The sequence below is a fragment of the Citrobacter sp. Cf136 genome, from assembly GCF_030333815.1.
Classification (GTDB): Bacteria; Pseudomonadota; Gammaproteobacteria; order Enterobacterales; family Enterobacteriaceae; genus Citrobacter; species Citrobacter freundii.
In genome coordinates, this window is sequence record NZ_JAOWFE010000040.1 from 423,146 (window position 1) to 436,953 (window position 13,808).

General features: G+C 51.9%; 13 protein-coding genes. 3 read left to right on the forward strand and 10 right to left on the reverse strand.

The window, feature by feature from the left end; genetic code table 11:
* Window positions 1-32: 32 nt before the first annotated feature.
* Window positions 33-1,385: a metalloprotease PmbA gene (gene pmbA / locus OGV98_RS21270; RefSeq protein ID WP_032937740.1), complete on the reverse strand. Its 1,353-nt coding sequence runs from the start codon at window positions 1,383-1,385 to the stop codon at window positions 33-35.
* A 95-nt stretch (window positions 1,386-1,480) separates the two neighbouring features.
* On the opposite strand from pmbA, the gene yjgA reads away from it, so the two are divergent.
* Window positions 1,481-2,032 (forward strand): ribosome biogenesis factor YjgA, encoded by a 552-nt coding sequence (gene yjgA / locus OGV98_RS21275; protein WP_003025750.1) that lies wholly within the window; start codon window positions 1,481-1,483, stop codon window positions 2,030-2,032.
* A 107-nt stretch (window positions 2,033-2,139) separates the two neighbouring features.
* Here the strand turns inward: yjgA and mpl are convergent, their stop codons facing one another.
* Window positions 2,140-3,519 (reverse strand): UDP-N-acetylmuramate:L-alanyl-gamma-D-glutamyl-meso-diaminopimelate ligase, encoded by a 1,380-nt coding sequence (mpl, locus tag OGV98_RS21280; RefSeq protein ID WP_171862401.1) that lies wholly within the window; start codon window positions 3,517-3,519, stop codon window positions 2,140-2,142.
* A 175-nt stretch (window positions 3,520-3,694) separates the two neighbouring features.
* Here mpl and fbp point away from each other — a divergent pair, with 175 nt between their 5' ends.
* On the forward strand, window positions 3,695-4,693 hold the full coding sequence (gene fbp, locus OGV98_RS21285; protein WP_003025742.1) for a class 1 fructose-bisphosphatase: 999 nt from the start codon (window positions 3,695-3,697) through the stop codon (window positions 4,691-4,693).
* 114 nt (window positions 4,694-4,807) lie between these two features.
* Here the strand turns inward: fbp and OGV98_RS21290 are convergent, their stop codons facing one another.
* From OGV98_RS21290 to ytfQ, 5 genes are all read right to left on the reverse strand, one after another.
* On the reverse strand, window positions 4,808-5,920 hold the full coding sequence (locus OGV98_RS21290) for a methyl-accepting chemotaxis protein (protein ID WP_003839560.1): 1,113 nt from the start codon (window positions 5,918-5,920) through the stop codon (window positions 4,808-4,810).
* A gap of 103 nt (window positions 5,921-6,023) precedes the next feature.
* On the reverse strand, window positions 6,024-7,025 hold the full coding sequence (gene yjfF / locus OGV98_RS21295; protein WP_119173896.1) for a galactofuranose ABC transporter, permease protein YjfF: 1,002 nt from the start codon (window positions 7,023-7,025) through the stop codon (window positions 6,024-6,026).
* The gene (gene ytfT, locus OGV98_RS21300; RefSeq protein WP_136138439.1) at window positions 7,012-8,034 is read right to left on the reverse strand and encodes a galactofuranose ABC transporter, ATP-binding protein YtfT; all 1,023 of its coding nucleotides are present in this window, start codon (window positions 8,032-8,034) and stop codon (window positions 7,012-7,014) included. The genes yjfF and ytfT overlap by 14 nt, the downstream gene beginning before the upstream one ends.
* Before the next feature lie 13 nt (window positions 8,035-8,047).
* The gene (ytfR, locus tag OGV98_RS21305) at window positions 8,048-9,550 is read right to left on the reverse strand and encodes a galactofuranose ABC transporter, ATP-binding protein YtfR (RefSeq protein WP_048212855.1); all 1,503 of its coding nucleotides are present in this window, start codon (window positions 9,548-9,550) and stop codon (window positions 8,048-8,050) included.
* Window positions 9,551-9,653: 103 nt separating this feature from the next.
* A complete protein-coding gene (gene ytfQ, locus OGV98_RS21310) occupies window positions 9,654-10,610 on the reverse strand; it encodes a galactofuranose ABC transporter substrate-binding protein YtfQ (RefSeq protein WP_003025728.1) in 957 nt (318 codons plus the stop codon).
* Between the two features lie 309 nt (window positions 10,611-10,919).
* On the opposite strand from ytfQ, the gene ppa reads away from it, so the two are divergent.
* Window positions 10,920-11,447 (forward strand): inorganic diphosphatase, encoded by a 528-nt coding sequence (gene ppa, locus OGV98_RS21315; protein ID WP_003025726.1) that lies wholly within the window; start codon window positions 10,920-10,922, stop codon window positions 11,445-11,447.
* 70 nt (window positions 11,448-11,517) lie between these two features.
* On the opposite strand, the gene OGV98_RS21320 is transcribed toward ppa, so the two are convergent.
* The 3 genes from OGV98_RS21320 to OGV98_RS21330 all read right to left on the reverse strand — a co-directional run bounded on the left by OGV98_RS21320 (window position 11,518) and on the right by OGV98_RS21330 (window position 13,806).
* Window positions 11,518-11,799, reverse strand: coding sequence for a hypothetical protein (locus OGV98_RS21320; RefSeq protein ID WP_003839553.1), 282 nt, complete (start codon window positions 11,797-11,799; stop codon window positions 11,518-11,520).
* Window positions 11,800-13,011 (reverse strand): type VI secretion system tube protein TssD, encoded by a 1,212-nt coding sequence (gene tssD, locus OGV98_RS21325; protein ID WP_003839551.1) that lies wholly within the window; start codon window positions 13,009-13,011, stop codon window positions 11,800-11,802. It lies immediately after the preceding gene.
* 450 nt (window positions 13,012-13,461) lie between these two features.
* The gene (locus OGV98_RS21330) at window positions 13,462-13,806 is read right to left on the reverse strand and encodes a gamma-glutamylcyclotransferase family protein (protein WP_003025723.1); all 345 of its coding nucleotides are present in this window, start codon (window positions 13,804-13,806) and stop codon (window positions 13,462-13,464) included.
* Between the last annotated feature and the right edge of the window lie 2 nt (window positions 13,807-13,808).

The following is a 13,808-nucleotide window of genomic DNA, read 5'->3' on the forward strand; positions in this document are numbered from 1 at the left end:
TTTATTATTAAAAATTAACGCCTTAACGAGTATTACTGCCCGGCGATTTTCATCTCCGGTAACAATACCGAACCACATTGGATATTACTGCGCGTTTCAATATCGTTCCCCACGGTCACAATATTGCGCCACATCTCTTTTAAGTTACCGGCGATGGTAATTTCACTCACCGGATACTGAATTTCGCCGTTTTCGACCCAGAAGCCCGCCGCGCCGCGCGAGTAATCGCCGGTAATGCCGCTTACGCCCTGTCCCATCAGCTCGGTAACCACAAGACCTGTGCCCATCTCTTTGAGCAACTGCTCGAAGCTTAGACCCTGTCCCGGAATTCGCCAGTTGTGGATCCCGCCCGCATGCCCAGTGCTCTTCAGCCCCAGCTTACGTGCGGAATAGTTAGTCAACAGCCATTGAGTCAGCACGCCTTCTTTAATAATGTCACGGCGTTCAGTCCGTACCCCTTCGCTGTCGAACGGTGAAGACGCCAGCCCTTTCAGCAGGTGCGGATGTTCTTCAATAGTCAGCCATTCCGGCAGAATTTGTTTGCCCAGCGAATCCAGCAGGAAGGTGGATTTGCGGTACACCGAACCGCCGGCGATCGCGCCGACCAGGTGTCCGAACAGTCCGGTCGCCACTTCGTTGGCGAAAATCACCGGCGCTTTCATGGTGGACAGCTTACGCGGCGACAAACGAGATAAGGTGCGGCGAGCACAGTCAGCCCCTACCCACTCCGGCGTTTGCAGATCGCCCATCGCCCGGCCAATGGTGTAGGCGTAATCGCGTTCCATATCGCCATTTTCTTCCGCGATCACACAGCTGGAAAGGGAATGACGCGTGGAGCAGTAGCCCTGCAGCATGCCGTGGCTGTTACCAAACACTTTGATGCCATAGTGGCTGTTAAAGCTGCCGCCTTCGGTATTGGTGATACGCTTATCAGCCTGCAGCGCCGCCTGTTCAGCACGAGCAGCCAGTTCGATGGCTTCATCAGGGGAAACTTCCGCCGGGTGGAACAGGTCCAGATCGGGCGCATCAAAGGCCAGCAGTTCTTTATCTGCCACGCCTGCGCACGGATCCGGCGAAGTGTAACGTGCAATGTCCAGCGCAGCCTGCACGGTGCGTGCAATCGCCTGCGGGCTTAAATCGGTGGACGATGCGCTGCCCTTACGGTTCTGGTGATAAACCGTAATCCCCAGTGCACCATCGCTATTGAATTCGACGTTCTCCACTTCACCATAACGGGTGCTGACGCTAATACCCGTGGTCTTGCTCACAGCGACTTCCGCGCCATCCGACTTACCTGACGCTAATTCCAGTGCCGTCGAGACTGCTTCTTCCAGAATCTTACGCTGCGCTTCAACTTGTGAGATTACTTTCATCGCAAATGCCATAATGTAGAGAGAGTTTCTCTGAAGTCTAACAGAGAACCGTTTTTCAGTGCGCATCTTAACTGGTAACATTAGCCTCTTTTTTTAAGGAGCCTGAAATGACAAAGCAGCCCGAAGACTGGCTCGACGACGTTCCCGGTGATGACATCGAAGACGAAGACGATGAAATTATCTGGGTCAGTAAAAGTGAAATTAAACGCGATGCCGAGGAGTTAAAACGCCTGGGTGCGGAACTGGTTGATCTGGGGAAAAACGCGCTGGATAAGATCCCGCTTGATGCGGATTTACGTGCCGCCATTGAGCTGGCCCAGCGTATTAAGATGGAAGGACGTCGCCGCCAGTTGCAGTTGATTGGCAAAATGTTGCGCCAGCGCGATGTTGATCCTATCCGTCAGGCGCTGGACAAGCTGAAAAATCGTCACAACCAGCAGGTCGTTGTCTTCCATAAGCTGGAGCAACTGCGTGACCGTATGGTTGACGGTAGCGATGAAGCCATCGAAGAAGTGATGAATCTGTGGCCTGACGCCGACCGCCAGCAACTGCGTTCGCTGGTGCGTAACGCCAGGAAAGAAAAAGCGGGCAACAAGCCGCCAAAATCTTCCCGCCAGATCTTCCAGTATCTGCGTGAACTGGCGGAAAACGAGGCCTAACCTCTTCGTCTGCCGAAAGTGCCGGATGGCGGTGCAATCACCTTATCCGGCCTACAATCCGTTAACACGTTGTAGGCCCGGTAAGCGTAGCGCCACCGGGCATTTTTTTACTCTTCCGCTTCTGCCTGAGCTTTCTTCGCCAGGCCATCCAGCAGTTTTTGATGAATACCACCAAATCCGCCGTTGCTCATCACCAGAATGTGATCGCCTGGCTGCGCGGTTTTCACCACCATATCTGCCAGGGCATCCACATCGCCACTCCAGTGTGCCGGCTGAACGCAGGCTTCAGCGACTTCGGCTACCTGCCACGGAATATGCGGAGGTTGCAGCAGGAACACTTCGTCCGCACGGCCTAACGACGGCGCCAGATCGTCTTTGCACAGGCCCATTTTCATGGTGTTCGAGCGAGGCTCCAGCACTGCGATGATGCGCGCCGTACCGCCCACTTTACCGCGCAACGCCGCAAGCGTTGCCAGAATGGCCGTCGGGTGATGGGCAAAATCGTCATACACCGTCACGCCATTGGCTTCACCGCGCAGCTCGAGACGACGACGGGCGTTAATGAATGAACCGAGCGCATTAGCTGCATCTGCAGGCACGACGCCCACATGGCGCGCGGCCGCAATCGCCATCAGACCGTTATGCATATTGTGCTCGCCCACCAGGCCCCACTTCACTTCACCGACTTTTTCACCGTCCAGCCACACTTCCCACTCAGAAGCATCGGTGGTCAGTTTTTTCGCCTGCCAGTGACCTTGTTCGCCCACCAGTTCTTGTTCGCTCCAGCAGCCCATTGACATCGTCTGTTTCAGATTGATGTCGTTTTCCGGGTAGATGATGCGCCCCTGGCCCGGCACGATACGCACCAGATGGTGGAACTGTTTCTGGATCGCTTTCAAATCGTCAAAGATGTCCGCGTGATCGAACTCAAGGTTGTTGAGGATCAGCGTACGCGGGCAGTAATGCACGAATTTAGAACGCTTGTCGAAGAACGCGCAGTCGTACTCATCCGCTTCAATCACGAAGAAGTCGCTTTCGCCAAGACGCGCAGAAACCTCGAAGTTACCCGGTACGCCGCCGATCACAAAGCCAGGCTTATAGCCGCAGGCTTCGAGGATCCAGGTCGCCATTCCGGCGGTGGTGGTTTTGCCGTGCGTACCCGCAACCGCCAGTACCCAGCGGTCGCGCAATACAAAGTCATGCAGCCACTGCGGACCAGACATGTACGGAATGTTCTTCTCGAGAACCGCTTCCACACACGGATTACCACGGGTCATGGCATTGCCGATGATCACTAAGTCCGGCTGCGGGTCGAGCTGGCTGGCATCGTAACCCTGAATCAGATCAATGCCTTGCTTCTCAAGTAAGGTACTCATCGGCGGATACACATTGGCGTCCGAACCGGTTACTTCATGACCGAGCGAGCGCGCCAGCATCGCCAGACCGCCCATGAAAGTGCCACAAATTCCCAAAATATGAATGCGCATACGTCACTATCCTTTTTTAATCTGGGGGCCATTTTACGCACATGTCCGGCAAGTGAGAAACGCATTTCAGGATATTCCGCAGTTTGCTGGCGCGATTCACCTAAGCGCAACAATGGAAATATTTGTTAATATTGTTGCGGTCGCTTTACTCCACATAAATTGCAGGGAAAGTGTTATGAAAACGTTAGGTGAATTTATTGTCGAAAAGCAGCACGAGTTTTCTCATGCTACCGGTGAACTCACTGCTTTGTTGTCGGCAATAAAGCTGGGCGCCAAGATCATCCACCGCGATATCAACAAGGCCGGTCTGGTCGATATCCTGGGTGCCAGCGGTGCTGAGAACGTGCAGGGAGAGGTTCAGCAAAAACTCGATCTGTTCGCGAACGAAAAACTGAAAGCTGCACTGAAGGCGCGCGACATTGTGGCGGGCATTGCCTCGGAAGAAGAAGATGAAATCGTCGTCTTTGAAGGCTGTGAACACGCTAAATACGTTGTGCTAATGGATCCGCTGGATGGCTCATCCAACATCGATGTTAACGTCTCTGTCGGTACGATTTTCTCTATTTACCGCCGCGTAACCCCAGTCGGTACTCCGGTCACGGAAGAGGATTTCCTGCAACCGGGCAACAAGCAGGTTGCTGCAGGTTACGTGGTTTATGGTTCTTCCACCATGCTGGTGTACACCACCGGCTGTGGCGTGCACGCCTTCACCTACGATCCTTCTCTGGGCGTATTCTGCCTCAGCCAGGAACGTATGCGCTTCCCGGCGAAAGGCAGCACGTACTCCATTAACGAAGGTAACTACATCAAATTCCCGAACGGCGTGAAGAAGTACATTAAATTCTGCCAGGAAGAAGATAAGTCAACCCAGCGCCCGTACACCTCGCGCTACATTGGCTCTCTGGTTGCGGACTTCCATCGCAATCTGCTGAAAGGCGGGATCTACCTGTACCCAAGCACCGCCAGCCACCCGGAAGGGAAACTGCGTCTGCTGTATGAATGCAACCCAATGGCCCTGCTGGCCGAGCAAGCGGGCGGCAAGGCGAGCGACGGTAAAAATCGTATTCTGGATATCATCCCGGAAAGCCTGCACCAGCGCCGCTCCTTCTTCGTGGGTAACGACCATATGGTTGAAGATGTAGAACGCTTTATCCGCGAGTTCCCGGACGCGTAAGCGCAACATCCGGCCTACAGCACGTTGCAGGCCGGATAAGCGAAGTGCCATCCGGCACAATACGGTGATATTGCCGGATGGCGGCGTAAACGCCTTTATCCGGCCTACGCGCGGTTACGCTGTCTGTAGCTTAAATACGGCCATTGCTTCGATTAGCGCTGAAGACTGTTCTTCCAGCGAGCGGGTAGCCGCTGACGACTGCTGTACCAGCGCCGCATTTTGCTGCGCCGTTTCATCCATCTGAATCACCGCAATATTCACCTGCTCTATGCCGCGACTCTGTTCCTGGGACGCACTGGCAATTTCACGCATCAGTTTGGTCATGCGCATGACTTCATTGGCAATCTCATCCATGGTTTCGCCCGCCTGCTGCGCCAGCTCACTACCTTCCCCTACGTGGGTGTGTGAATCACTGATTAACGTGCGGATCTCTTTGGCCGCCTCGGCACTGCGGCTGGCCAGATTACGTACTTCACCTGCAACAACCGCAAAGCCCCGCCCCTGCTCACCGGCGCGCGCCGCTTCAACGGAAGCGTTGAGCGCCAGGATATTGGTCTGGAAAGCAATACCGTCGATTACGCTGAGGATGTCGGCGATTCGGCTGGAGCTGCCGGAAATATCGCGCATTTTCTCGATCACATAGCATACCATTTCGCTACCGCGATCGGCGGTATCCGACACCGATTTTGCCAGTTGGTGAGCCTGTTCCGCGTTCTGCGCATTCTGTTTCACCGTCGCCGTGAGTTCTTCCATGCTGGCGGCGGTCTGCTCCAGTGAAGTAGCTGTCGATTCAGTGCGTTGCGCCAGATGCTGGTTCCCGGCCGTCAGTTCACGACTGCCAATATCAATTTGCGAACTGGCATCGCGTACGCGTTGTACCGAGTCGCCCAGCGCATGGCGCATGTCATCCATTGCCGCGTTCAGGCGGTTGAATTCAGCGCTGGCCGACAGCGTGGTAACAGGTGATAAATCCCCCGTCGCCAGACGTTCCAGTTGCTCAACCATATTATCCAGCGGTTTGAGAAACTTATTTCGCAGCATAAACCAAATAACCGCCAGCAATGCGATAGCAGCCAACATCGCAGCGCTCATAATACCGTGATAAATCAATGAGGTAATGACACGCGTCGAGGCATATAGCCCCATACCACCGGTCAGTAACAGAAGGAAAGTCAGCAAAGACAATAACACCAACAAACTTGATCGAATTGAAAGGGATTTTGGCATCGTTATATTTCCGGTTGTAGGGTTAAAACAGACCTGTACAGAACCTATCGACTACAACCGGAAAAAGTTTAGGTATTTAAATGTTTTGTGCAAAATCAGGATGTTACTTTGGTGTTGCCGCCGTACCCACTCGGGTAACCGGCGAGCTTTGACGATTTTCCCAAAGCACCGTCAGACCGCGTTGTAACGCTATAAAAATAAACAATAAAATGCCAATCGCGATCTTCGTCCACCAGGAACTTAATGTGCCATCAAAATTAATGTAGGTCTGGATCAGCCCTTGGATCGCCACGCCAAATAGCGTACCCAACACCGTTCCCACGCCGCCGCTTAGCAGCGTTCCGCCAATCACCACTGAGGCAATCGCATCCAGCTCAACGCCAACGCCCGCCAGCGCATAACCCGCCTGGGTGTAAATGGAAAACACAATGCCGGCAAGCGTCGCCAGCCCGGTAGACAGCATATAAATGCGGATCGTTGTGCTGCGAGTAGAAATGCCCATCAGGTTAGCAGAGGTGGCGTTGCCGCCAATGGCGTAAACCTGATTACCGAAGCGCGTACGGTGCGCAAGGAAGATGCCAATCACCACCACGCCCAGCATTAACAACCCCATCGCGCTCAGGCGACCGCCGCCAGGAATTTTCCATGCCAGACTTGAGAGCGTGTCATAAACCGGATGGTTAATTGGGATCGACTCTTCAGAGACCAGATAGCTGACGCCGCGCAGGAAAAACATTCCCGCCAGCGTAATGATGAATGCAGGGATCTTCAGCGCATCAATCAGTAACCCCATAAACGCGCCAAACGCGCAGCCCATCAGCAAAATCAGGGGGAACGCCAGCAGCGGGGAAATACCCCAATAGCCAATGGCCTTCGCCAAAAATACGCCGGTAAACGCGATCACCGAGCCAACGGAAAGGTCGATCCCGCCAGAGAGGATCACGAAGGTCATGCCCACGGCGATAATCCCTAAAAAAGCGTTATCAGTCAGGATATTGCAAATCACCCGGGTGGAAGCAAAAGCTGGAAACTGCGTCAGGCAGTAAAGGTAGCCCAGCACAAACACGCCGAGGGTGATCATCAGCGGTAAATTACGTTTTATCATGACCACGCACTCCTTTTATCAGGCTGATAAAGCGTTGTGATTGCACGACCAGCACACACAACACCACCACGGCTTTGACCACCTGATTCAGTTCCGGCTGGAAGCCCGACAGCAAAATCCCGGTGTTCATGCCCTGAATAATCAACGCGCCTACCACCGACAGCAGCAGGTTAAAGCGCCCGCCCATTAGCGAGCCACCACCGATGACTACCGCCAGGATGGCATCCAGTTCCAGCCATAATCCGGCGTTATTGGCATCTGCCCCACGAATATCCGCCGTGACGATAATGCCAGCGATAGCCGCGCACAGGCCGCTCAGCACATAGGTGAGCATCACGATAATGCGGGTGTTCACCCCAGCGTTTTTTGCCGCACGAATGTTGATACCCACCGCTTCGATAAACATACCCAGCGCCGTTTTCCGCGTCAGCAGCCAGAACACCACCAGCGTGAGCAGTGCAATAATTACCGGCGTAGGGAACAGTAAGAGCGAGCCGCTACCAAACCACGACAGCTCGGGCGAGTTGAAAGTGACGATTTGCCCGGAAGTGATAAGCTGCGCCACTCCACGCCCGGCCACCATCAGGATTAGCGTGGCAACAAACGGTTGGATCTTGAGTATGGCCACCAGAATCCCATTCCACAGCCCAGCCAGAATGCCGGAGCCTAAGGCGGCAAGCAGCACCACCGGTAGACTGTGCCCGGCCACCGTCATCGCCGCAGTAGTGGCGCCAGCAATAGCCATGACGGCCCCCACGGAAAGGTCGATACCGCCGGTGGCAATCACCAGCGTCATACCAATCGCCAACAGCGCCACGGGAGCGGCGCGGTTGAGAATATCAATCGGGCTACCAAACAGCCGACCATCCTGCAAAATCACCTGGTAGAAGTGCGGGGCGACCAGGCTATCCACCAGCAGCACCAGCAGTAACGCCACCAGTTGTGGCATCCCCTTTGACCAACGGAACCGCCGTTTAGGCGGATTGGATTGAGGGAGGGATTGAGGCATCACCATAGTCTCCTTAGGCCGCAATGGCGTTCATGATCGCCGGTACGGACAGTTCAGCCAGTGGGATCTCGGCCACTTGTTTGCGATCGCGCATAATAATGACCCGATCGGCATAGCCCACTAACTCTTCCAGTTCGGATGAGATGACCAGCAGCGCCAGACCATCCGCGCACAGCGTTTCGATCAGTCGGATAATCTCCGCATGCGCGCCGACGTCGATCCCACGCGTGGGTTCATCGAGGATCAGGAACTGCGGTTTGGTCAGTAACCAGCGCGAGAGCAATACTTTTTGCTGATTGCCGCCGGAGAGAAACTCGATCGGCTGTTCAGCGTTGGGGGTGCGAATTCCGAGCTGGCGGATAAAACGCTCGGCAATCTCGTTTTGTTCTTTCCGTGGGATAGGCCGCAGCCAGCCGCGCTGCGCCTGCAATGCCAAAATGATGTTTTCCCGCACCGAAGCGGCGGCAATAATGCCATCCGTTTTGCGATCCTCCGGACAGAAACCGATTCCCAGACACGAAGCCTGATGCGGCGATCGCAAGGTCTGCGGTTTGCCTTTGATCAGCGCACTTCCGCTGTCGGCGGGTTTAATACCGAAGATCACCTCTGCCGTTTCCGTTCGCCCGGATCCCAGCAGCCCTGCGAGACCGACGATCTCACCGGGACGCACCTGTAGATCAAACGGCGCGATGGTGCCTTTTTTGCCAAAGCCGCTAAAGGCCGCCACCGGCTTATCGCTAAGCAATGTGCGTCCCGCACGCTGTAGCGCATGGGTATCCAGTTCGCGACCCAGCATCATTTTGACCAGTTCAATTTGCGGTAATTCCCGGGTTTCACGGCAGCCAACGAAGCCGCCGTTACGCAGAACGGTGATGCGATCGCTGACCTGATAAACCTGATCGAGGAAATGAGTGACGAAGATCAGGCTGACGCCCCGATCGCGCAGATGACGCATCAGGCCGAACAGCATTTCAACTTCCTGGGTATCGAGGCTGGCGGTCGGCTCATCGAGGATCAGCACTTTCGCGGAGAGATCGATCGCCCGACAGATGGCGACGATTTGTTGCATCGCCACGGAAAAGCGGTTCAGCGGCTCACGCACGTCAAGGGAAAAACCGTATGACGCCATCAGCTCCGTCGCGCGTTTTTCCATCTGCTTGCGCTGAAGCAGGCCAAAACGCCGCGGCTCACGACCAATAAATAAGTTATCGGCAACCGACATATTGGGCAGCAGGTTCACTTCCTGGTACACGGTGCCAATCCCCAGTTGCTGGGCATGGGCGGTGTTTTTGGGGGAGATCGGTTGGCCTTCGAGCCAGATAGTGCCGCGATCGGCATGGTAAACGCCGGTCAGCGCTTTGATGAGCGTCGATTTGCCGGCTCCGTTTTCCCCCAGCAGCGCCATAATTTCACCGCGACGCAAGCTGAAATCCACGTTATCCAACGCTTTGACGCCGGGAAAGAATTTGCTTAATCCTTCGGTGCGGAGGATTTCCTGATGTTGGTCGGTGGTCATGATTCCTCCTGCATCACGCCGGATGGCGCTACGCTTATCCGGCCTACAAAAGAGCGTAATGTAGGCCGGGCAAGCGCAGCCCCCCCGGCATTTTCATGAAGGCTTAGTAGCCCATGTTTTTCTTCTTCTCTAACTCTTCTTTCGCCGTATCCGGCAGATAGAGGATCGACTTGGTAATGGTCAGCTTCTCAGGCATCGTGCCGTCTTTTTTGAATTTCTCCAGCGCGTCGAATGCCGGCCCCGCCATATTCGGCGTCAGTTCGACACTGGCGTTGGCTTCACCGTCAATCATCGCTTTGTAGATATCCGGTACGCCGTCGATAGAACCGGTGAGAATATCTTTGCCGGGTTTCAGACCCGCTTCTTTGATCGCCTGGATAGCACCGATCACCATGTCATCGTTGTGGGCGTAAACCATGCAGATGTTCTTGCCGTTGTTTTCTGCTTTGATAAAGCTCTCCATCACTTCTTTCCCTTTACTGCGGGTGAAGTCACCGGACTGAGAGCGGATAATTTTGATGTTTGGCGCACTGGCGATGGCTTCAGCAAAGCCTTTTTTACGATCGATCGCCACGCTGGCCCCGACGGTCCCTTGCAGCTCAACGACGTTACACGGCTTGCCGTCCACTTGTTTAATCAGCCAGTCGCCGATCAATTTGCCTTCCAGCACGTTGTCGGCGGTGACGGTGGTCATATAGAGAGATTTGTCTTTTACATCGATGGAACGATCAAGCAAAAAGACCGGAATGTCGGCATCTTTCGCTTCTTTTAAAACCGGCTCCCAACCTGTTGCCACGACCGGCGCAATAAAGATGGCGTCGACGCCCTGGGCAACAAATGAGCGAACTGCTTTAATCTGGTTTTCCTGCTTTTGTTGGCCATCAGCGATTTTCAGCGTAATTCCCCGCTTTTCGGCCTCGCTTTTCGCGACGTTGGTTTCTGCTGCGCGCCAGCCGGATTCAGAGCCAACCTGCGAAAATCCTACGGTTAAAGGGGCTGCCATTGCCATAGACGACATGGCTGCCGAAACTGCTGTGACTAAAAGTAAGCGCTTCCACATAAGTGCGTCCTCGTAGGGTGATTATTGTTGGTTAATTAACCGTTGCGAAAAAACTATAGACAATTGAGCATGTAACGGATTGCGTTACATCACACTTCAAAAAAGTAAATAAAACGTTAATCACAACTTTGTAATCGCTTTCATCTCGCTATGAAAAATGCGGCTGAAGATATGGACTTTTCTGTCACGAGAGAGAGGTAAAAAGAAGAAAATGCACGCAGAGAAAGCGAAAACAAGCGGAGACATTCCGCGCGAGTTGGCTATAATACCCGCCACTTGTTTGCCATAGCTTATTTAAAGGAAACAGACATGAGCTTACTCAACGTCCCTGCCGGTAAAGACCTGCCGGAAGATATCTACGTTGTTATCGAGATCCCTGCTAACGCAGATCCGATCAAATACGAAGTTGACAAAGAGAGCGGCGCCCTGTTCGTTGACCGCTTCATGTCCACCGCGATGTTCTATCCGTGCAACTACGGTTACATCAACCACACCCTGTCTCTGGACGGTGACCCGGTAGACGTTCTGGTCCCGACTCCGTACCCGCTGGAACCAGGTTCAGTGATTCGTTGCCGCCCGGTTGGCGTACTGAAAATGACCGACGAATCCGGTGAAGATGCGAAACTGGTTGCGGTACCGCACACCAAGCTGAGCAAAGAATACGATCACATCAAAGATGTGACCGACCTGCCGGAACTGCTGAAAGCGCAGATCACCCACTTCTTCGAGCACTACAAAGACCTCGAAGCTGGCAAATGGGTAAAAGTTGACGGTTGGGACAACGCTGAAGCTGCTAAAGCTGAAATCGTTGCTTCCTTCGAGCGCGCGAAGAAGTAAGTTGGCTTTCTAAGATCAGCATAACTTATTGAAGCCCCTCACTTTATGAGGGGCTTTTATTGAGATCAATCTAAACAATTAGTTTCAGTTCAGGCTTCGTTTCAAAGAAACGTTCTTGTTCTTGAAAATCTATTAACCTACTAGCCCCTTCAGGTATTTTGGTTCTCGAAATTTTCACTCCAGATTTACAGGTTTCGCACCAAATAACCTTCCAGCCAATATCACCATTATCGAAACCAAAGTATTGATAAGAAAGTCCTTTTTTACCACATGCTGGGCATTCACATGAACTGTAACTACCATCATCTTTTGGTAAGTGCTTCATCCATTCAAGATAGGTCAAAGAGTTCATCTATTTGTACTCCTCTAGCTTTCCGGTCTTATTATTCAGGTAAAATTGCCAAAAGCTATCTTCAATACTATGGGCGGCTTTTTCATTCAATATCAATTCTTTATTCATCTTGATTGCATCATCAGCATATGTATTTGGATGCTTAAAGAGATAGATTTGCATAGTATGTGTTCTTTCATGTCCTAACGTTTTTATTAATTGCTCAATATCCGCAAAAGCATCCGGGTACAAATCAATATCACCACTAGGGTGAGTATAACCATAGATATTCTTACCTTTCAGGTCAGAATCCCTGATAATTCTCACTTTAACTCCCCCCAAGCCTATCCCACCTTCACGTGCAGCCTGTTCAACATAGCGCATCTGCATAGGCACTTTTAGATCTGAAAACACTTCAGTATTGCTAGTCCGACGATATAAATTTTCAGTGGTGTTACTACGCCCTAATGATATGCTCTTGGTTTCAATCCGCCCCAGCTTTTCAAGACTTCTTATCGTCGAACTTAACTCCATCCTCCCAAGCCCATAACCAGCGGCAATAGAGGCAGCCGTAATGGCGACGCCGACCGTTTTCTCATTAAGAATCTGATCGTAGCCTTTGACGGCATCACCACCCAGTTTTTCTGCAGTGTCCCTGAACCCTTCGATGTTACCGTTATAAATCCCTCCAGCCGCCAGCAATCGGCCCACACCTGCACTGTTAAGAGTTTGAGTCTGGGGTTTCGGAATCGGAACAAAAAGCTTATTGTAGTCTGCAGGTAAAGCCAGATAGCTACACTCGGTATTGCTTATCAGGTGCTTACAAAGGATATAATCATAATTTACTGATATTATTTCTGTATCTATCTGGTCTTTTATAACCCTCATCTGAATACTTGATATCGATGCACCTCTGAGCTGAATATAATAATACTTCTCCCATTGACCATATCTATTTATGTGATAAAACCAAAACTCTAGAAACAGGTTTTCATTGTTATTAATCGCATTCATTAATAGTGGTGAGCTTTTATCTATTTGCTTACTGAATGTTAAGTTCTTTAGATTCGTACCTTTACCTGTACTCGCTACTCCTGCAACCAGAGAAAAAACAAATATTTCATTCACATGATTCTGTTGCCACCGATTACCAACTGAATCAATTGTGCCACATCCATCAGAAATATCGCCTTGTTGTTCACCAATGAGCTTGAGATAAACAATATTACTCATTCCATTACTATCCTTACCTGGATAATTATTTTTACAGAATGAGAGTGCAACTAAAATAAAATTATTTCTGCTAACGTGATCATATTGCCTTACAATAATCCACGGTGATGTTTTGAGTAAAATAATAAATTATATTAATTAACGCTTTATTGAACAGGTATTTTTATGTGATGAAAAAAAAGAGAAATGCTTCCTGATAGCCCAGGATTACAGCGACCATCGTATAAAACAACGCCACCCGAGGGTGGCGTGTTATACCTGTCGTCTTTCAAACTGCCTCTGCGTTGGCTTTACTCGGCCTTTGGCCTCGCCCCTTCGGGGCCAGCGTAAGCGCTGTTCAAACTGGCTGTGCCAGTTTGTCCTCGCTCACCCCAGTCACGTACTGAAGTACGCTCCTGGGGATTCTCTGCGTCGCCGCCTTGATGCAACTCGAAATCCATCAGGTATATGTTAGTACTGATCTCTGTCTAACCAGTTACCGCTTTCAATCAGCGTTAAGCCATCAACCGGACGTTGGTACACGTACATCCATGCACTTCCGTACGGCGTTTGAATTAACTGGCGTGCGTATTCACCGCCACGGGTACGCAGAGCGTCAAGCTCTGCCAGCGTGGCGTTATCAATACGATAAACTTCCCCGTGTACTGTTCCATTTCCCGGAACCGCGCCTGGATAGTGGCCCAGGCTGTACAACTGGTAGTTATCGATACTGAAATTTCCCAGCAACAGGGCATTGGTCATCCAGTGGCTGTTGCCTTGTTTGGTTCGTAAACTGCCGTAGACAAATATTCGCATTG

Bases quoted from the DNA above. Each gene is read 5' to 3' on its own strand.
- OGV98_RS21330 (WP_003025723.1), bottom strand. From the start codon at position 13,806: ATGCGAATATTTGTCTACGGCAGTTTACGAACCAAACAAGGCAACAGC.
- pmbA (WP_032937740.1), bottom strand. From the start codon at position 1,385: ATGGCATTTGCGATGAAAGTAATCTCACAAGTTGAAGCGCAGCGTAAG.
- mpl (WP_171862401.1), bottom strand. From the start codon at position 3,519: ATGCGCATTCATATTTTGGGAATTTGTGGCACTTTCATGGGCGGTCTG.
- yjgA (WP_003025750.1), top strand. From the start codon at position 1,481: ATGACAAAGCAGCCCGAAGACTGGCTCGACGACGTTCCCGGTGATGAC.
- OGV98_RS21320 (WP_003839553.1), bottom strand. From the start codon at position 11,799: ATGAACTCTTTGACCTATCTTGAATGGATGAAGCACTTACCAAAAGAT.
- OGV98_RS21290 (WP_003839560.1), bottom strand. From the start codon at position 5,920: ATGCCAAAATCCCTTTCAATTCGATCAAGTTTGTTGGTGTTATTGTCT.
- tssD (WP_003839551.1), bottom strand. From the start codon at position 13,011: ATGAGTAATATTGTTTATCTCAAGCTCATTGGTGAACAACAAGGCGAT.
- yjfF (WP_119173896.1), bottom strand. From the start codon at position 7,025: ATGATAAAACGTAATTTACCGCTGATGATCACCCTCGGCGTGTTTGTG.
- ppa (WP_003025726.1), top strand. From the start codon at position 10,920: ATGAGCTTACTCAACGTCCCTGCCGGTAAAGACCTGCCGGAAGATATC.
- ytfR (WP_048212855.1), bottom strand. From the start codon at position 9,550: ATGACCACCGACCAACATCAGGAAATCCTCCGCACCGAAGGATTAAGC.
- ytfT (WP_136138439.1), bottom strand. From the start codon at position 8,034: ATGCCTCAATCCCTCCCTCAATCCAATCCGCCTAAACGGCGGTTCCGT.
- fbp (WP_003025742.1), top strand. From the start codon at position 3,695: ATGAAAACGTTAGGTGAATTTATTGTCGAAAAGCAGCACGAGTTTTCT.
- ytfQ (WP_003025728.1), bottom strand. From the start codon at position 10,610: ATGTGGAAGCGCTTACTTTTAGTCACAGCAGTTTCGGCAGCCATGTCG.